Source organism: Pseudomonas allii, from assembly GCF_055380095.1.
Genome location: NZ_AP039450.1, coordinates 1,549,543 through 1,567,038 on the forward strand (window position 1 = coordinate 1,549,543; position 17,496 = coordinate 1,567,038).

Genomic DNA, 17,496 nt, shown 5'->3' on the forward strand with positions numbered 1-17,496 from the left:
CATCCCCCCTAAAATGCCCGGCATTCCCTGCCCCAGGCGTTTTTGTTCATGTCTGTCACTGCTCAACCGGATCATCATGCCCAGTTCATCGAACTGCTGAGCGCAAGCCTCGCGCAGAATGCGTTTATCAAGCTGGTGCTGGCCAAGTACGTCGGCGATGAAGCCGAGTTGCAGCGGCTGATTATCAAGCCGGTAACGGTCAAGGAGCAGCCGTGCCTGTCCTTCGTCTATCGCTACAAGACCCGCGATATCACCAAGAACTTCCCGGTGGCCGAGGGTGTGGCAACGATTGCCGAGCTGCTGCCGGCGTCTTTCAAGAACGCCCACCTGCTGGCGCTGACCGACGAAGCCCAGCTGGAATACAGCAAGAAGAACAAAAGCTCGCTGTTCAAAAGCAAGCCGCAGCAACTGCGCGAAGCGCCTTCGGCTGAGCATAACCGCGAGAAAAACCGCTTCCTCGACCTGAGCCGGCCGTTCCTTGCCGACCTGGGCGTGACCGACGCCAAGCAGGCCTTGATCCCGTCGATGTCGCGCAAATGGAAGCAGATCAACAAGTTCATTGAAGTGTTCAGCCATGCGCTGACCTCGTCACCGCTGAAGCTGGACCAGCCGGTGCGCGTCGCCGACTTCGGCTCGGGCAAGGGCTACCTGACGTTCGCCATCCACGACTACCTGCGCAACACCCTCAAGGCCGAGGGCGAAGTGACCGGCGTTGAGTTGCGCGAAGACATGGTGAGCCTGTGCAACACCGCCGCCGCCCGCCTGGAGCACCCCGGGCTGGTGTTCAAATGTGGCGACGTGCGCAGCGTGGCACCCAGTGAGCTGGATGTGATGATCGCCTTGCATGCCTGCGACATTGCCACTGACTACGCGATCCACACCGGCATTCGCTCCGGCGCGTCGATCATCATGTGCTCGCCGTGCTGCCACAAGCAGATCCGCCTGCAGATCCAGAGCCCGGTACTGCTCAAGCCGATGCTGCAATACGGCCTGCACCTGGGCCAGCAGGCCGAAATGGTCACCGACAGTTTGCGTGCGTTGTTCCTGGAGGCCTGCGGTTATGAGACCAAGGTGTTCGAGTTCATCTCGTTGGAGCACACCAACAAGAACAAGATGATCCTGGCCGTGAAGCGCGCAGAGCCGCTGGACAACGCGCAGTTGCTGGATAAAATCCAGGACCTGAAGGCGTTCTACCACATCACCGAACACTGCCTGGAAACCCTGCTGCGCGCGGATGGCTTCCTAAGTTGACCACACCACCCCTGTGGGAGCGGGCTTGCTCGCGAAAGCGTCAGATCAGTCTGAATAGAGGTGACTGACACATCGCTTTCGCGAGCAAGCCCGCTTGTGTCTTGAGCCAGGATTAAACTGAGGTTGAGAGCGGTGAGTGGCAAGCTGAATGCCCGAAGTGCATAAAGCACGTGTGGGAGCCCATGCTGCCACTCACCTCTCCACTCTGGTCATTGAGCCCGAACAGTTGAACGAGCCCACCTCGAACAGTTACAAGCGTGGGCCAAGCCAGAGCGCTCTCACCTTGAGTGTAAGAGGGTTTGGCCATGTTTTCCTATCCAGCAGGTATTGATGTTTCCAGCGACAGCCTAGAAATCCTGGTTGATCAACTAGATGTGGCGATGAGTTGTCCCAATTGCGAAAGTGATTTTCCCAGACTGATTGGATGGCTCGCTCTGCATCGTGTAGGCCGTGTGTTGCTTGAGGCTACTGGCGGTTACGAGCGCAAAGTCATGAAAGCGCTTCAAGCTGCCGGCCTTGAAGTCATACGGATTAACCCTTGCCGAGCCAAAAGTTTCGCCAAAGCGATGGGACAACAAGCCAAGACCGACCCGATAGACGCACGCCTTCTTGCGCAGTTTGCAGCGGTCATCAAATCACCCGATAGTCGCGTTACAAGCGCCGAGCAGGATGATCTGCGCGCGCTGGTTCAACAGCGGGAGCACTTTGTTCAGCAGAGAGATGACGATAAACGGCGGCTTAAAACGGCTTCCTCTGAAGTGATCAAACCTGCATTACAGAGTCATATCGACTATTTGCAAGGGGTGTTGAAGCAGTTGGAAAACCTGATTCGCCAAAGCGCTGAACGTCTGGATAGTAAAAAGGTATCTCTTCTGTGCTCGGTCAAAGGCATAGGACTCGTTACGGCGGCCAGTTTGATGTCCTATCTTCCCGAACTCGGCGAGATAGGTAGGCATCAGATTGCTGCGTTAAGCGGTACCGCGCCCTACAACGACGATAGCGGCAAGCACAAAGGTAAGCGCCACATCAGCGGCGGCAGGTTCGCTGCCAGGCGCTCACTGTACATGGCCTGTTGGTCAGTGATCCGGTTTCAGCCTGAGTTTGCCGTGCGATATAAAGCGCTGCGCGAGAAAGGCAAGTGCCCCAAAGTGGCACTCATCGCTTGTATGCGTGTTTTGTTAGTACGCCTAAACGCGATGATCCGTGATGGAACTGAATGGAGAGAGCAGCCCGCCTAAACCCGCGTGGTAGCTATTTCAAAAATTACACGGCGTACAGCTGTGGGAGCATTACCGTCTCTGCAAATATGGCTTGATGAAAGCCATCAAGACAGTTGCTCCCACATTAGACTCTGCTTGGCTTGGGGGCTGGGGCTGGCTGCACCGCCGTCTTGCGCCCCAGCATCACCGTCACGATTACCCCGCACGCGAACACCCAGGTAATCGGTTCGATGTGTTCACCAAAAAACAGCGCCGAAAATGCGATGGTGAAGAAAATCTGCAACAGCTGGATCTGGCTGACCCGCGCAATCCCGCCCATAGCCAACCCGGCGTACCAGGCAAAGAACCCCAGGAACTGCGAGAACAGCGACACATAACCAAACGCCCACCACGCGCGCATCGAAATCGCGCCTTGATGCTGCGCCGCCAGGTACCACACCGGGCCGATCAGCACCGGTGTCGACAGCACCAGCGCCCAGCAGATCACCTGCCAGCCGCCCATTTCCTTGGCCAGCCGACCGCCTTCGGCATACCCCAGGCCGCCCACCGCAATTGCACCGAGCATCAGCAAATCACCGGCCTGGATACTGCCGGCCCCGGTGATCAACGCGTAACTCAACACCAACCCACTGCCCAGTGCCGCGCAGGCCCAGAAGGCTTTCGATGGCCGTTCATGGGACAACCACGCCGCATACAGCGCCACGCACAACGGTTGCAAGCCGTTGACCAGCGCGCCGTGGGACGCTGGCAAGGTTTGCATGGCCCAGGCCGACAGCACCGGGAAACCGAGAATCACCCCCGCGATCACCAGGCACAGCCCGCGCACCTGGCGCCAGGTGGGCCAGCGTTCTCGACGCCACAGCAACAACGCCGCCGCCGGGATCGCCGCAAACAACGCTCGGCCCAGGCCGTTGAGCAACGGGTGGATTTCCTGCACCACGATGCGGGTGAAGGGCAGGGTCAGGCTGAAGATGATGACGCCCAGCAGGCCGAGGGTCATGCCGGTGTTTTCGCGCGAGCTCATGGGGCAACCAAAACGAGAGGGCTTCAAGGGAAGCCCATCTAGCCACATCCCCCGTCGGTTGCGGGCCTACAGCTGGGTGCGGATTTATCCGTACAGTTTTTCAGAAGAAGCGGGTGATGCTGATTTTGGCGTTGCGGCCTTGGCTGTAGACACCTTCACCGCTGAGTGCCGGTTGGTAGAAGCGGTTGAACAGGTTGTCGACGGTGAAGTTGATCTCGGTGCCCTTGAGACCGGCCTGCTGTGGTTTCCAATTGGCGAACAGGCCTTGTGTGTCGTAGCTGGCGTTCTCCGTCTGGTCGTAGATGAAGTCGCCGATGCTGGAGTTCAAACCGCCCGCGTAAACATCGGTGGGCACGCGATCGGTCTTGCGTACGAACTGGCCCTGCCAGCCCACCTGCGCGTCCCAGCTCGGGATCTTGGTACCCAGCACCACCACCCATTTGGCCGGTGGGATATCCCGCGCCCATACGTGCAGGTTGGTCGCCCAGGGGTTGGTGTAGGGGTTGTCGCGTTTGCCTGTGGCCCAGGAATAAGTCAGCGAGCCGAACAGGTAGGCCGAGTCGTAGTAGCTTTCCAGCTCAAAGCCCTTGATGGTCATGCCACCCACATTGCGATAGTTGGTCCTGGACGCTGCGTCACTGCATACCCCATCGATACTGCCCGACACCGTCAATTGCCGTTCGCAGCCGACGCCGGTGGCCTTCATGATCTCGTCTTCGATGCGGTTGTGGAACAGCGTGGTGCGCAGTTGCAGGTTGTCCTCGCGGGTGAAGAGCCCCGAGAAGTTAGTGACGTTGCCCGCTGTAATCGCCGTGATGCGCTCCGGGTCGAGGTTCAGACTGGTGGCGCTGCGGGTGCTGAGGGCGCCCTGGACTTCGTACTGTTCATCGATCACTGGCGCACGCCAGGTGCGGTTCCAACTGGCGAAGAAAGCCACATCCGGGGTCACGTTCCAGAACGCGGCGAGGCGTGGCGACCAACCGGTGTAGGTGCGGTCGCTGTAGTCGTGGCCCACTTTCGGGTCCGGGTTGCTGTAGTACGGCGCATCGTTGGCTTCGCCGCGGTTGCGCACGTGGTCGTAGCGCAGCGACGGCGTGAGGGTCACGTCGCCCAGGGTAATCGCGTCCTGGATGTAGAACGCGTTGCTATCGACCTTGCCGTGGGGCATGAAATACGGCTGAAAATGCCCATAGTTGTACCTGGCCGTGTTGTAGGTCGCACCTGGCATCCAGCTTTCGGTTTCGCGCTTGTGCTTGCGGATCTGCACGCCCGTGGTCACCGCGTGTTCCAACGGGCCGGTGGTCAGCAGGCTGGTATTGCGCAGTTCGAGGATGCGGTCTTTGTAGGACGTATCCATCTTGCGTCCACCGGTCGCCAGGCTAATGACGGCATTCTCGGCGCGCTCATCGGTCTGGTCGGTATTGGACTCCGAGTAGCTCAGCTTCAGGTCGATCAGTGGGTTGTTCAGGGGGTGGTACTCGTACTTGCTCGACCAGGTGGTGTCCACCGTGTCGCGGTCGGCCAGGAAGCGTGATACGGCCGTGGCGTAGCCGTAGCGGTCGATGGTCGATTGTGTCGGCGGTGATGGGTAGGACTTTGCCGAGAACGGCGTCATACGCTGGCTTTGGGCGCGTGAGTAAGACAGACCCATGCTGTGTTCGTCGGTGAAGTACGCGTTGAACTTGAACAGTTGGCCTTCGACATCCTGCGCGCTGTTGGGCAATCGTTTGGGGTTGATCGGGTATTCATTGCGCGGGTCGGGCGGTGTGCCGGCGAGCTTGAGGTCGCCGCCGTCGCGCTTGGTCAGGTAGGCCAGGCCATCCATGCGGCCGTCGTCGGTGCGGCCATACACTGCGCCGGTGTAGACCTGCTCGTGGTTGTTGCTGGCGTAGCCGTATTTGACCATCGCCCCGGCATTTTGCCCGTCCTTGAGCAGGTCGGGTGCGTCCTTGGTGACCATGTTGACCGTGCCGCCAAAACCGCCGTTACCGGTAAATGGCGAGTAAGGGCCTTTCTCCACCTCAATGCTTTTGATCAACTCGGGCTCAATGAAGATAGTGCCTTGTTGATAACGCTCGAAACCGCTTTTTGCCGCGCCATCCACGGTCATCGGTACATCTTCGGCATCGCCCATGCCGCGAATGTTCATGGTCTGGCCGCCCGGCTTGGGTGAGCCACCCATGGACACCCCGGGCAGGGTTTGCAGCAGCGAAGGAATGTTATCGGGCTGGTAGCGGTCGATATCCGCCTGGGTCAGGGTGGAGCGGCCCACGGTGATGGAGTCGACCTGGCTACCGGTGCCAATCACGCTCAGTGCATCCAGTTGAACCACGCCGCTGTTGGTGGTCTTGGCCTCTTCGGGCCTTACCACATAGGTGCTGCCGACCTTGATCAGGGTGAACTCGCCGTTTTTAAGCAGGGTACGAATCGCCACTTCCGGGGTGAAGTCGCCGTTGAGCGCGGGTGCATGCACGTTCTTGAGCAACTCTTCATCGAACAGCAACTGGATCTGTGCCTGCTGCGCCACCTGGCTCAGAGACGTGGCCAGCGCCTGGGCAGGCAGCGTGAATGTTTCGGCCTGGGCGCTGAGGCTGTATGCCAGGCAGGTGGCGATCAGGGTCGGTCGAAGAAACAGGTGCGAAGCGTGGCAAGGCGCGCGAAACATGAAATCCCCCGGTGTGGCCAAATGGCCGAAAAGGTGTGCGTATCAGGTGCAGACCGGAGGAAGACGGGGCTGGTATAAAAAACCACACCTGCGAATGCAAAATATTCTCAAATAAGAATCTTGTGAGTTTATTTGCTCGGTTCGATGCGCATGATGCCGTCGGCGGAAGCCACGGTTTTTACCGGCAGCAAGGCGGGCAGGGCGTTGAGCAGGGCGTCCGGATCATTCACATCCAGGTTGCCCGAGACTTTCAGGTGCGCCACGGCGCTGCTGACCTGCAGCGGCGCCTGGGGGCGATACAGGCTCAACTCATCGATCAGGCTGGCCAGCTCGCGGTTGCGAAATGACAGGTGACCGCTGCGCCAGTCGGCGACCTCTTCGGCGGTGAGGGTCTGCTGCTGCAATGTCCCCTTGGCGTAGCTGTAGATCGCACGTTGCCGGGCGCCCAGCAAGGTCACGGCGCTCTTTGCATCCGGCTCGAAGGCAACCTGGCCATGGGCGACGCTGACCACCAACTGTTGCTGGCTGCGGCGCACGTCGAAACCGGTGCCGACCACGCGCACATTGGCCTCACCGGCTTGCACGAACAGCGGCCGTTCCTTGTCGGCGGCCACTTCAATATACAGTTGGCCCTTGTCCAGGTGCAGGATGCGCTGGTACGCGGTGAAATCCACGCGTACGCGGGTGTTGGCATTCACATACAAAGTGCTGCCGTCGGGCAGGTTGAGGGTGCGCATGCCTTTGGCATGGGCCGCGACCTGGGTGTGATACAGCTCGCGGGGCGCGCCGATATGGGTGGCCAACACCGCGCACAGCAAAGCAGCGGCCACGGCCAGGGCAGGGCGCCATACCGACGGTTTGCGCTGGGGCAGCGCCATGGGTTTGTTCAGTTGTTGCAACTGGGCCAGGTCTGCCCACAGCTGTTCGAATTCAGCGTAGGCGCGGGCATGCGCGGGCTCGGCCTGCCAGGCGGCAAAGGCCTTGCGGTCGGCGCGCCCGGTTTCACTGCGGTTGCGCGCAAACCAGCTGGCGGCTTGGGCATCGATGGCGTTGCTGTCTTCGATGTCCAGCACGTCGGTGTCGCTCAGGCGGTTCATTCTGGCTGCTCCGTGCCGGGTTCGTGTTGAAGGCGTCGCTTGCAATGCAGCAGGGCAAAGGCGATGTGCTTTTCCACCATGCTGGTCGAAATGCCCATGCGCTCGGCGATCTGCGCCTGGCTCAGGCCTTCGAAGCGATGCAGCATAAGGGCTTCTCGCCTGCGGGGCGAGAGTTCGGCGAGGACTTCTTTCAACTGTTCCAGGCGTTGCAAGCGTTGCGCGGCGGCCATGGGATCGTTTTGCTCGTCGGTGACAGGCTCCGCGTCCATTTCGGCCTGATCAGAGTAAACGGTGTGCCGTACCTTCTGTTTGCGCCAGTGATCACGCAGCAGGTTGCGCGCCATCTGGAACAGAAATGCCCGTGGCTGCTCGACCTTGGCCCGGTCGCGATAGTCCAGCCACTGAGTAAAGACATCCTGGGTCATGTCCGCCGCGTCGCTGGCGTTGTCCGTGCGTTTGCGCAGGAAATACAGGATATCTGTATAAAACCCGCGAAAGGCATCGGCCGACAGCGGGTCGGGCTTGGGACGAGACATGGATATCCTTCTTGACGAAGCACGACGTGGAAAAGTCGTGAATGATATCGAGAACTATTGTCATTTGTCATTCGGATAAATGACAGTCACTGAGTCCATGGCTGGTAATCAGCCGGGTATGACCTTTAATCCTACAAGCAAGTGAACAAAATCCCACTTGATAAGGAGAGAGTCATGGCTGGATGGTATGAGTTGAGTAAAAGCAGCAACGGGCAATTCCGTTTTGTGTTGAAGGCGGCGAACGCAGAAACCATTTTGACGAGCGAGCTTTACGTCACCCGCAGCGCAGCCGAAAACGGTATTGCTTCCGTGCAGACCAACAGCCCGCATGACGAGCGCTATGAGAAAAAAGTGGCCAGCAATGGCCAGCCGTTTTTTAACCTCAAGGCTGCCAATCACCAGGTGATCGGCAGCAGCGAGCAGTATTCCTCGACAGCGGCACGGGACAATGGCATTGCAAGCGTAAAGGCCAATGGCCCGACGACCACGATCAAAGACAAGACTTGAAGGTGTCGCAAAAAGACAAACGCCCCGGCTCGCAAGAACCGGGGCGTTTTTTCAGGCGGCGTCCAGCAGCGCCTTCAATTGATTGCGTGCCGTTTCACCCAATGGGAACACCGGCAACCGTGGGTCACCCACCTCCAAACCGGTCAACCGCAACCCGGCCTTGATCGTCGCCGGCAATCCCCCTTTGAGGATGAACTCCAGCAATGGCAACTGGCGGTAAAACAGCGCCTGGGCCTGGGTCAGATCATTGCTCAATACCGCGTCGTACAAATCCAGGTTCAGCTGTGGGATCAGGTTCGGCGCCGCCGTGCACCAACCCTTGGCGCCCGCCACGAAGGCCTCCAGCGCCAGCGGGTTGCAGCCGTTGTAGAACGGCACATCGCTGTGGCGATGCAACTGGTGCATGCGCTGGATATCCCCGGTGCTCTCCTTGACCATGGTCACGTTGGCCACCTGCTTGATGATGCGCAGGATCAGCTGCACCGACATGTCCGTGCCGCTGGTGGCCGGGTTGTTGTAGAGCATGATCGGCACGCCGATGCTGTCGCCGATCGCGGCATAGTGGGCGAGGATTTCCGCTTCGCTGAGCTTCCAGTAAGACGTTGGCAGCACCATCACCGCATCGGCGCCATTGGCCTCGGCGTAGCGCGCGCGGCGTACGGCTTTGGCAGTGGTCAGGTCGGAAACGCTGACGATGGTCGGTACGCGCCGGGCAATCTTGGCCAGGCTGAAGGCGCTGACTTCATCCCACTCGGCATCGCTCAAATACGCGCCTTCGCCGGTGCTGCCCAGAGGCGCGATAGCGTGTACGCCGCTGGCGATCAGGCGGTCGATGGAGCGGCCCAAAGCGTCGAGGTCGATGCGTTGGCCGTCGGCGCTGAATGGGGTGATGGTGTAGCCGATGATGCCGTGAATGGTTGGGCTGGACATGGAAAGTCTCCGGTCGAAAAAGGGCACGTCAGTTCAGGCAATCGGCGTGTTGGCGCAGGTTCTGCCGGGCGTAGTAGTTGAACGCGGCGCCGTGGCGCTTGGGCCGGGAGATCCAGTCATGGGCCTCACGACCCAGCGCCGGCAGGATCGGCTTGATGGTGCCGGCCGCCATCGCCAGCAACTGCAACTTGGCCGCGCGTTCGATCAATTGCGCGATCACGCAGGCTTCCTCGATGCTCGCCCCGGTGGACAACTGGCCGTGGTGCGAGAGGAGGATGGCGCGTTTGTCACCCAGTGCCGTGGTGATGATTTCGCCTTCTTCATTGCCCACCGGTACACCCGGCCAGGCCTCCAGGAACGCGCAGTCTTCGTACAGCGGGCAGAGGTCCATATGGGACACCTGCAGCGGCACTTCCAGCATCGACAGCGCGGCGATGTGCGTGGGGTGCGTGTGGATGATGCAATTCACATCCGGCCGCCCACGGTACACCCAGCTGTGAAAACGGTTGGCCGGGTTGGGAATGCCGTGGCCTTCCAACACCTCAAGATCTTCGTTCACCAGCAACAGGTTGCTCGCGGTGATCTCATCAAACCCCAGGCCCAGTTGCTGGGTGTAATAGGTGCCCTGTTCCGGCCCACGCGCGGTGATCTGCCCGGCCAGGCCGGAGTCATGGCCGTTCTCGAACAGGATGCGACACGTGAGCGCCAGCTTTTGCCGGTCGGTCCACGTATTATCCGCCAGGGTGTTTTGCATCTGGATCAGCGCTTGCTTGACCAGTTGGTCTTTCGGGAGTGCTAATGTCTTGGCCATATCGGTGTCCTTTGGGTGGTTCAATGGACGTCGGATTTGCTGTCTCCCGCTGCTCGCAAGGTCGTTGGGTGAAGGCAAATGACACTAAAGATGCTATATGACACTTTGTGTCATTGGCAAGCACAGCTCATCGCTTACTGCATGGATTAACCGCAGCGCATGTCTATCCGTTTGAAATTATTGAGAAAAAAACTTGGCGTCACCTTGGAGGCCCTGGCCGAAAAGTCCGGGATGACCAAGAGTTACCTGTCCAAGGTCGAGCGCGGGCTCAACACGCCATCGATTGCCGCCGCGCTGAAACTGGCCAAGGCATTGAACGTGAAAGTCGAGGAACTGTTCAGCGAAGACAGCGTCAGCCTGGACAGCTACAGCCTGGTGCGCAGCCATGAACGGCCCGACACCTCGCCCGGTTATGCGGTGCTGGCCCATCAGGTCAGTGAGCGCAGCCTGCTGCCGTTCATCATCTACCCGCCGGCGGAGTTCACCGACAAGACCTTCAAGGAGCATCTGGGTGAAGAGTTTCTGTTCGTGCATGAAGGCCAGGTGGAGGTGGACTTCATGAATGAACGGGTGATCCTGGAGCGGGGCGACGCGTTGCACTTCAATGCGCAGAAGCCCCATCGGTTGCGCTCGGTGGGGCCGGTGCAGGCGCAGCTATTGGTGGTGGTGCACAGCGGCGAAGAGTGATCAGCGTTCGACAGGGACTGACAGCGCCGGATTACCCAGTGGATGGGTACGCGCCGCAAAGAACTTCAGCTCCACTCCAGCCCCGTCGAACAACTGCGAATACCGCCGCTTCTGCTGGCGAATAAACCCATCGCTGCGCCCCGACACCGAGATCGCCAGCGTCGTCACGTTGGCCTGGCGAATCGCGTCCACCAAATGCTGATCCTGCGCCCCCAGCTCGTGGCCAAAGATGCACAGCGCGCCCTCGTGGCTCAGCAACTGCTCATAGCAGAACGACAGGTAATCCGAACTGCGGATGGTCTTGAGCTTCTCTTGCACCTTGCCCTCGCTGACGAACAGCGGCACATCATCCAGGGTCTTGATGGTGTTGTTGATCGCAAAACTACTGAGCAAGGTGCTGTCGGTGGTCGGCAGTTTGCGCGCAGTGCCGTCGAGGTTGCGCACCAGGTGCAGGCCGCCGTGCAGGTACAAAATACGCGTGGCGTCGGTGCGGGTGTTGCGCAGGTCGAAGCTGGCATCGGTGCTGCGGAACAGGTCGTCGATGCCCGGCGCGTGCAGGATCGCCCAATAGTTGAGCAAGTCGTAGTTGCTGGTGAACACCGTGGCGTACTGTTTCAGTTCAGTGTTGAGGGTCGCCAGCGTCGACGGTTGTACCAGGCGCCACGGGATATGCACGGCGTGGATGGTATTGATCAACGCTTCCTTGATCGCGTAATAGCGGTTGCGCGGCGCCGCCGAGCTGACCGCCAGCGCCTTGTTGACCCGGCTGGTGGTTTTCAACGCGCCCAGCGCCTGCTCGAAGCTGCGGGTTTGCAGGGCGTCGAACACGCTGAGTTCGGATTGGCTGAGGGGCTTTTCTTCGACGGTGCGGGCGTTTTCGAACAATGAGTCGTAGGCAAAGTCTTCCCAAATCGTGCGGCTGGCGCCGTTGCCGATCAGAATCCCACTGAAGTCGCGGCTCGCGCGCAGTACGCTCCAGTCTTCAAGGTGGGCGTCTATATCCTGGAAATCCTTCATCGGGGCGGGTCTACTCGAAATCGGCTGGACGGTGACTTTATCACGAGCGGGCGTTGATCCTGATCAAGATGCAGAACGCGTCACCGGTTGATTCTGTAGGCATAAAGCCTCTGAGGATTGACCATGAGCAGCACCTTCTTCATCCCCGCCGTCAACATCATGGGCACCGACTGCCTCGACGAAGCCATGATCGCCATCCGCAACTATGGTTTTCGCAAGGCGTTGATCGTCACCGATGCCGGTCTGGCCAAGGCCGGCGTAGCCAGCATGATCGCCGAGAAACTGGCGATGCAGGACATCGATTCGGTGATCTACGACGGCGCCAAGCCCAACCCCAATGTGGAAAACGTCGAGAAAGGCCTGGCGCTGTTGCAGCAGAGCGCCTGCGATTTCGTGGTGTCCCTGGGCGGTGGCTCGCCCCATGACTGCGCCAAGGGTATTGCCCTATGCGCCACCAACGGCGGGCATATCGGCGACTACGAAGGCGTCGACCAATCGAGCAAGCCGCAACTGCCGCTGGTGGCCATCAACACCACCGCCGGCACCGCCAGCGAGATGACCCGCTTCTGCATCATCACCGACGAAAGCCGCCACGTGAAAATGGCCATCGTCGACCGCAACGTCACGCCGCTGCTGTCGGTCAACGATCCGTCGCTGATGGTCGGCATGCCCAAGGGCCTCACCGCTGCCACCGGCATGGATGCGCTGACCCACGCCATCGAAGCCTACGTGTCCACCGCCGCCACACCGATCACCGACGCCTGTGCGATCAAGGCCATCGAACTGATCAGCGCCAACCTGCGCCTGGCCGTTCGCGACGGCACCGACAAGGCCGCACGGGAAAACATGGCCTATGCGCAGTTCCTCGCCGGGATGGCGTTCAACAATGCGTCCCTGGGTTTCGTACACGCCATGGCCCATCAGTTGGGCGGTTTCTACGACCTGCCCCACGGCGTGTGCAACGCGGTGTTGTTGCCCCACGTACAAAGCTTCAACGCCAGCGTCAGCGCCAAACGCCTGAGCGACGTGGGCCGAGCGTTGGGCGCGGACATCAAGGGCATCACCGATGAAGAGGGCGCCCAGGCCGCCATCGCCGCGATTCGCAGCCTGGCCCACGACGTCGACATCCCGGCCGGGTTGCGCGAACTGGGCGCCAAGTTGCAGGACATTCCCCTGCTGGCGACCAACGCATTGAAGGATGCGTGCGGCCTGACCAACCCACGGCGCGCGGACCAGCGGCAGATCGAGGAGATCTTTCGCAGCGCGTTTTAATCCGTCCGATAACGGGCGACGCATATCGATGCGGCGCCCGCCAACACCACACATAAAATCGCCAACGGCCACGCCTGTTGACTCACCAGCAGGCTCGCCACGCCGCCGATCAACGCGGCCATCAACTGATGCATAAAGCCGCTCAACGCCATGGCGTAGGAGCCGCTCACCGGTGAGGCATCGTTGGCCAGGGACAAACTGATCGGGTAACTCATCGATTGCCCCAGCACCGCCACGCAGTAAGGCAGCCACAGCAAGACAGCGATTCCGACAGCAAACACACTGCCCAGCAACATCACAGCCGTTCCCGTTAGAAGCAGGGTCATGCCCCAGCCCATCATTTTCAGCCGCCCCGTGCGAGCAACGAAGCGATTGACCATTAATGCCCCCGCCAGATACGCCACGCTGATTGGCCAACCCAGCCAGCCATATTGCGCCGCGCTCCACTCGAAACGCCCTTGCAGAATCAACGGTGCACAGGTGTTGAAGGCGATGATCACCCCATAACCCAGGCCACCGACCAACGCCGCGTGCAGAAACGGCGGATGCCGCATGATCATGGCGTAGATACGCCAGGCAGATGCCGATGTATCGACCTTTACCCGTGCAGGGAATATCACCCGGTTCAACACCAGCATCAAACCGACTGCGCCAATCGCCAATCCGTAGAAGATCGCCTCCCAGCCGAAGACCACCTGCAACAACGACCCAACGAATTGACCGATGCCCAAAGCAATCACGAAAGTCATGCCCAGCCACGACAACCCTTTTGCCAGCAATGCACCGCTGAAGCTGTCGCGCACCAACACCCGCGCCATCACCGAAACACCGCCTGCCCCCAACCCTTGAACCAGCCGCAATGACAGGAAGACTTCAACGCTGGACGCCGAGGCAATCGCCGCACTCGCTAGCGCATACACGCAGAGCGCCGCCAATAGCACCGGCTTACGTCCGAAACGTTCGCCCAGGCTGCCCCACAGCAACATCGGTGATGCCATGCCGACCAAGTAGATCGCCAGGGCCAGCGCGACGTGTTCCTCGGCCGCGGGGAGGGCGTGGGCAATGGCGGGGACGGCGGGCAGGTAGCTGCTGATGCCGACTTGGGCGAGGAAGGCGGCGCTGCAGGCTATGACAAGGGTGGTGGTATTTTTCAAGACGAGGAAACCGCCTGCGTGAGTTCTGAACAAATCGTCGGAAGTCGAGTTATATGAATCGTGTCGTTTGAAACTCTTCATTTTTGAAAAGTGTGTAATTCAGCGATTACTTTTATTTTCTTCTATCAGACTCAGGAGCCTTGAGCAAAATAAACGTATTGTTTCATGGGTCATATCTGCTCGAAGCGTTATACGAATTGCGGCTTTTCCTCTGGGAACAACAGGGAAAAATACAGCTGACGTGAAGAAGCCACTGTTGGCGAGTTGTGCTGCGATTGTGTTCGCTTTTTCCGCCTCGCCGCAGGTCACCAGACGGATTGCAGTACTCGTGCCGTACTGCGCAGTTTCGATGAGTCTGTCAAATAATTGGATGTTGGTGAGGAGTTTATCTTGAAGAAGAGTCAGTTCCTTCGTTTGGTGAATTTTTACAGAGGCAAGGCCAGCACCAATAGCGGCAGAATTTAGACTCTGGGACCAGTTGCTGGGCCCACCGTATCGATGCATGAGGCTTTTTTGTTTTTCGGTGCCAAACATAACCAGTCCTCCACTAGCGCCGAATGATTTGCCGAGCGATGCAACGATTAAGGTTTGATCGTCTAGCGTTTGAAAATTAGGGCGGATGAAGCCTTTTCCTTTCTCTCCAATAGCTGACAGCGCATGCGAGTCGTCCAGATATAAAAATAGACCATAGCGGGATTTAAGGTAGATCAAACCGTCAATATCCGCCTTTCCACCCATGCTGTAGATGCCATCGGCTACGTAGGCGACTTTCTTGTGTTTCTTACATAACTCTTCAATAAAGTCTATGTCATTATGCGGCGCGGTTATTACTTCTGTTTCATCCGCGCAGGAGGCCTTCATATAGTTCATTGAATAGTGAGAATGTCTGTCGAATATCATCGTAGGGGGGACGTTTTTGGTAAACGCTCCGCTGGCAAGTAAGGGCAGTAATCCAGCGCTGGCCGCGCTGCAAGATAAGGTGCTCAGGCAGATTGAGTTGAAAAGCGTTGAAAGCGCTGTTTCATATTGTTCGAGCATGTCCAGCTTGCATCTATTTTTTTGAGTTCGCTACTCGCAGGGTCTTGGCTTTGAGTATCCCTTGGATAGCGCCATCCAGTATTTGCTGGTTGTAATCAAGTCCGAGGTAGGAGGTGGTGCAGAAATGTTGAAGTTCACGGCCGTATTGGTCGACAAAGCAGTTGTTGCTTTTGATGGTTGCATTAAGTTCGCAGGTTAGTCCTTCTTTGGCCGATTCCCAGTCTTCGTTGGAGGTTTGGATGATTTTTTTATAGTTTGAGAATTTGTTGGTTGACCTGGAGGTTTCCATTTTTCTGTCCTTGGCGATGGAGAGAAATAACATTAATGGGTATTTTTTGAAGGTTAAGTCAGGGCTTTCTTTTTGAGGTGACAGTCGGAAGATATTTTTATGTGTGTAACTTCCTACAATCTTCAATGGTGTGTATTCATCTGCACTGACTTGGTAACCAGATCAAGGCGTTTTTTATCGTGGTGTTTTGAGCTATACCAAGAGGCGTCGTACGATTTGATGAAGTCACCTGTCACCCTATTGAGTAAGGTGGTAGTGCAAGGGCCTAATGTGACGATAGCCTCCGAAGACCTGTCTCTCAGGTAGTCAAAACCAGCGGGATGAAGGGAGTAGTGGATGAGGATTCTGTTATTCGGCGCCACCGGCATGGTCGGCCAGGGCGTGCTACGCGAGTGCCTGCTGGCCGCCGACGTGCAGGAAGTGGTCGCCGTCGGTCGCACGCCCCTGACCCAGGAACACGGCAAGCTGCACCAGGTGTTGCACAGCGACATGCTGGATTTCCAACCCCTGGAAAACCTGCTGCAAGGCTTTGATGCGTGTTTCTTCTGCCTCGGCGTTTCATCGGCGGGCATGAATGAAACCAGGTACACCCACCTCACCTACGACCTCACCCTGGTCGCCGCCAGCACCCTGGCGCGGCTCAATCCGCAGATGACCTTTATCTATGTATCCGGCGCCGGAACCGACAGTTCCGAGGCGGGCAAGTCGATGTGGGCAAGGGTCAAGGGCAAGACCGAGAACGCCTTGCTGCGCCTGCCGTTCAAGGCGGTGTACCTGTTCCGTCCGGGCGTCATCCAACCCTTGCATGGCGTGCGTTCGAAGACGCCGCTTTACCAATCCTTCTACTCGGTGCTTGGCCCCCTGTTGTCGTGTGTACGGCGGCTGAAACCGGGTTGGGTGGTGAGTACCGAGACGGTGGGCCGGGCGATGTTGCAGGCGGCCAGTCACGGCGCGCCGCAGCCGGTGGTGGAACAAGCCGAGATCAACCGGCTGGCCAGCGAGCGTCGCTGATGCTGCACAAGAGCCTGGTGCGTCGGCTGGACTTGATCACGCTGCAGTTGTTCGTCGCGGTGTTCGAGGAAGGCACACTGACCCGCGCCGCCAACCGCGAAGCCATCGCCGTGTCCGCCGCCAGCAAGCGCTTGATGGAGTTGGAGCAGGTGCTGGGCGTGAGCCTGTTTGTGCGGCGGGCCAAGGGCATGGACCTGACGGCCGCCGGCGAGACCCTGTTGCACCATGCGCGGCAGATGCTGTTCAACGTCGAAAAGATGGGCCTGGAACTGGGCGAACATATCCACGGTGTGCGCGGCTACGTGCGGATGCTGGCCAATCTGTCGGCGATCATTCAGTTCCTGCCGGAAGACCTGCGGGACTTTTCCAGACTGCACCCCGAAGTCAAAACCGACCTGGAAGAACGCCCCAGCAAAGGCGTGGTGCAGGGCGTATTGGATGGCGTCGCGGACCTGGGGATCTGCTCCAGTGACACCGACACCAAAGGACTGCCCGGCGTAACCTATCGCCACGACAAACTGGTGGTGCTGATGCCGAAGGATCATTCGTTGGCCACCCGTGAAAGCCTGGCGTTCGTCGACACCCTCGACAGCGATTACGTCGGCCTGCACGCTGCCAGCTCCATCAACATGCGCACCCACGCTGCTGCACGCGAGGCGGGCAAGCTGCTGCGCCTGCGCATTCATGTGCCGGGGTTTGATGCGATGTGCCGGATGGTGCAGGCGAATATGGGCATCGGCATCCTGCCGCAGAAGGCGTACGAATTGTTTGGTCGCGCACTGGGTTTGCATGCCGTACCGCTCACGGACGATTGGTCGGATCGCAGCCTGATCCTGGTGGTACGCGATGAAACCCAGCTGTCACCGGTCAGTCGATTGTTGTTCGATTATTTGAGCGTTCGCGTTTAGCGAACGCTGCTTGCCAACTGACGGTTGGATTTCTCCTGCACCTGGCCTCTAGTCTTGGCGCCACATTCCAAGAATAAGA

15 protein-coding genes and 1 pseudogene are annotated in these 17,496 nt (G+C 58.9%); 7 read left to right on the plus strand and 9 right to left on the minus strand.

The features are described from left to right. The first annotated feature begins 48 nt into the window (after positions 1-48). Entirely contained in the window at positions 49-1,251 is a 1,203-nt protein-coding gene (locus ACZ445_RS06950; protein WP_464708117.1) for a class I SAM-dependent methyltransferase, read from the plus strand. A 305-nt stretch (positions 1,252-1,556) separates the two neighbouring features. Next, positions 1,557-2,489, plus strand: coding sequence for an IS110 family transposase (locus ACZ445_RS06955; protein ID WP_464705228.1), 933 nt, complete (start codon positions 1,557-1,559; stop codon positions 2,487-2,489). Between the two features lie 106 nt (positions 2,490-2,595). On the opposite strand, the gene ACZ445_RS06960 is transcribed toward ACZ445_RS06955, so the two are convergent. From ACZ445_RS06960 to ACZ445_RS06975, 4 genes are all read right to left on the minus strand, one after another. After that, positions 2,596-3,495, minus strand: coding sequence for a DMT family transporter (locus ACZ445_RS06960; protein WP_464708118.1), 900 nt, complete (start codon positions 3,493-3,495; stop codon positions 2,596-2,598). A 100-nt stretch (positions 3,496-3,595) separates the two neighbouring features. Continuing rightward, positions 3,596-6,160 (minus strand): TonB-dependent receptor, encoded by a 2,565-nt coding sequence (locus ACZ445_RS06965; protein WP_310862686.1) that lies wholly within the window; start codon positions 6,158-6,160, stop codon positions 3,596-3,598. Between the two features lie 128 nt (positions 6,161-6,288). Further along, complete coding sequence (locus tag ACZ445_RS06970) at positions 6,289-7,257, minus strand: FecR family protein (RefSeq protein ID WP_058425184.1); 969 nt, start codon at positions 7,255-7,257, stop codon at positions 6,289-6,291. Next, complete coding sequence (locus tag ACZ445_RS06975) at positions 7,254-7,793, minus strand: RNA polymerase sigma factor (protein WP_058425183.1); 540 nt, start codon at positions 7,791-7,793, stop codon at positions 7,254-7,256. Before ACZ445_RS06975 ends, ACZ445_RS06970 begins: the two co-directional genes overlap by 4 nt. A 174-nt stretch (positions 7,794-7,967) precedes the next feature. Between ACZ445_RS06975 and ACZ445_RS06980 the strand changes: the two genes are divergently transcribed. Then, positions 7,968-8,300 carry a YegP family protein gene (locus ACZ445_RS06980; protein WP_058425182.1) on the plus strand — a complete coding sequence of 111 codons (333 nt, stop codon included), beginning with the start codon at positions 7,968-7,970 and terminating at the stop codon, positions 8,298-8,300. A 51-nt stretch (positions 8,301-8,351) separates the two neighbouring features. Here ACZ445_RS06980 and ACZ445_RS06985 read toward each other — a convergent pair whose 3' ends face one another. Beyond that, a complete protein-coding gene (locus ACZ445_RS06985) occupies positions 8,352-9,230 on the minus strand; it encodes a dihydrodipicolinate synthase family protein (RefSeq protein WP_058425181.1) in 879 nt (292 codons plus the stop codon). Between the two features lie 28 nt (positions 9,231-9,258). Further along, on the minus strand, positions 9,259-10,041 hold the full coding sequence (locus ACZ445_RS06990; RefSeq protein WP_058425180.1) for an aldolase: 783 nt from the start codon (positions 10,039-10,041) through the stop codon (positions 9,259-9,261). Positions 10,042-10,200: 159 nt separating this feature from the next. Between ACZ445_RS06990 and ACZ445_RS06995 the strand changes: the two genes are divergently transcribed. Next, entirely contained in the window at positions 10,201-10,728 is a 528-nt protein-coding gene (locus ACZ445_RS06995; RefSeq protein WP_071488902.1) for a helix-turn-helix domain-containing protein, read from the plus strand. Here the strand turns inward: ACZ445_RS06995 and ACZ445_RS07000 are convergent, their stop codons facing one another. After that, the gene (locus ACZ445_RS07000) at positions 10,729-11,745 is read right to left on the minus strand and encodes a DUF4917 family protein (protein ID WP_464708120.1); all 1,017 of its coding nucleotides are present in this window, start codon (positions 11,743-11,745) and stop codon (positions 10,729-10,731) included. It lies immediately after the preceding gene. 123 nt (positions 11,746-11,868) lie between these two features. Between ACZ445_RS07000 and yiaY the strand changes: the two genes are divergently transcribed. Further along, positions 11,869-13,017 (plus strand): L-threonine dehydrogenase, encoded by a 1,149-nt coding sequence (gene yiaY / locus ACZ445_RS07005; protein WP_464708121.1) that lies wholly within the window; start codon positions 11,869-11,871, stop codon positions 13,015-13,017. Here the strand turns inward: yiaY and ACZ445_RS07010 are convergent. Next, a complete protein-coding gene (locus tag ACZ445_RS07010) occupies positions 13,014-14,171 on the minus strand; it encodes an MFS transporter (protein WP_464708123.1) in 1,158 nt (385 codons plus the stop codon). The genes yiaY and ACZ445_RS07010 overlap by 4 nt on opposite strands. A 99-nt stretch (positions 14,172-14,270) precedes the next feature. Beyond that, positions 14,271-15,498 (minus strand): annotated as a pseudogene (locus ACZ445_RS07015) (aminotransferase class I/II-fold pyridoxal phosphate-dependent enzyme). A gap of 336 nt (positions 15,499-15,834) precedes the next feature. Here ACZ445_RS07015 and ACZ445_RS07020 point away from each other — a divergent pair. Beyond that, positions 15,835-16,509, plus strand: coding sequence for an NAD(P)H-binding protein (locus ACZ445_RS07020; protein ID WP_464708124.1), 675 nt, complete (start codon positions 15,835-15,837; stop codon positions 16,507-16,509). Continuing rightward, entirely contained in the window at positions 16,509-17,417 is a 909-nt protein-coding gene (locus ACZ445_RS07025) for a LysR family transcriptional regulator (RefSeq protein ID WP_464708125.1), read from the plus strand. The genes ACZ445_RS07020 and ACZ445_RS07025 overlap by 1 nt, the downstream gene beginning before the upstream one ends. The last annotated feature ends 79 nt before the right edge of the window (positions 17,418-17,496 follow it).

Bases quoted from the DNA above. Each gene is read 5' to 3' on its own strand.
- ACZ445_RS06955 (WP_464705228.1), top strand. From the start codon at position 1,557: ATGTTTTCCTATCCAGCAGGTATTGATGTTTCCAGCGACAGCCTAGAA.
- ACZ445_RS06980 (WP_058425182.1), top strand. From the start codon at position 7,968: ATGGCTGGATGGTATGAGTTGAGTAAAAGCAGCAACGGGCAATTCCGT.
- ACZ445_RS06965 (WP_310862686.1), bottom strand. From the start codon at position 6,160: ATGTTTCGCGCGCCTTGCCACGCTTCGCACCTGTTTCTTCGACCGACC.
- ACZ445_RS06950 (WP_464708117.1), top strand. From the start codon at position 49: ATGTCTGTCACTGCTCAACCGGATCATCATGCCCAGTTCATCGAACTG.
- ACZ445_RS07020 (WP_464708124.1), top strand. From the start codon at position 15,835: ATGAGGATTCTGTTATTCGGCGCCACCGGCATGGTCGGCCAGGGCGTG.
- ACZ445_RS06970 (WP_058425184.1), bottom strand. From the start codon at position 7,257: ATGAACCGCCTGAGCGACACCGACGTGCTGGACATCGAAGACAGCAAC.
- ACZ445_RS06995 (WP_071488902.1), top strand. From the start codon at position 10,201: ATGTCTATCCGTTTGAAATTATTGAGAAAAAAACTTGGCGTCACCTTG.
- ACZ445_RS07025 (WP_464708125.1), top strand. From the start codon at position 16,509: ATGCTGCACAAGAGCCTGGTGCGTCGGCTGGACTTGATCACGCTGCAG.
- ACZ445_RS06990 (WP_058425180.1), bottom strand. From the start codon at position 10,041: ATGGCCAAGACATTAGCACTCCCGAAAGACCAACTGGTCAAGCAAGCG.
- ACZ445_RS06960 (WP_464708118.1), bottom strand. From the start codon at position 3,495: ATGAGCTCGCGCGAAAACACCGGCATGACCCTCGGCCTGCTGGGCGTC.
- ACZ445_RS06985 (WP_058425181.1), bottom strand. From the start codon at position 9,230: ATGTCCAGCCCAACCATTCACGGCATCATCGGCTACACCATCACCCCA.
- yiaY (WP_464708121.1), top strand. From the start codon at position 11,869: ATGAGCAGCACCTTCTTCATCCCCGCCGTCAACATCATGGGCACCGAC.
- ACZ445_RS07000 (WP_464708120.1), bottom strand. From the start codon at position 11,745: ATGAAGGATTTCCAGGATATAGACGCCCACCTTGAAGACTGGAGCGTA.
- ACZ445_RS06975 (WP_058425183.1), bottom strand. From the start codon at position 7,793: ATGTCTCGTCCCAAGCCCGACCCGCTGTCGGCCGATGCCTTTCGCGGG.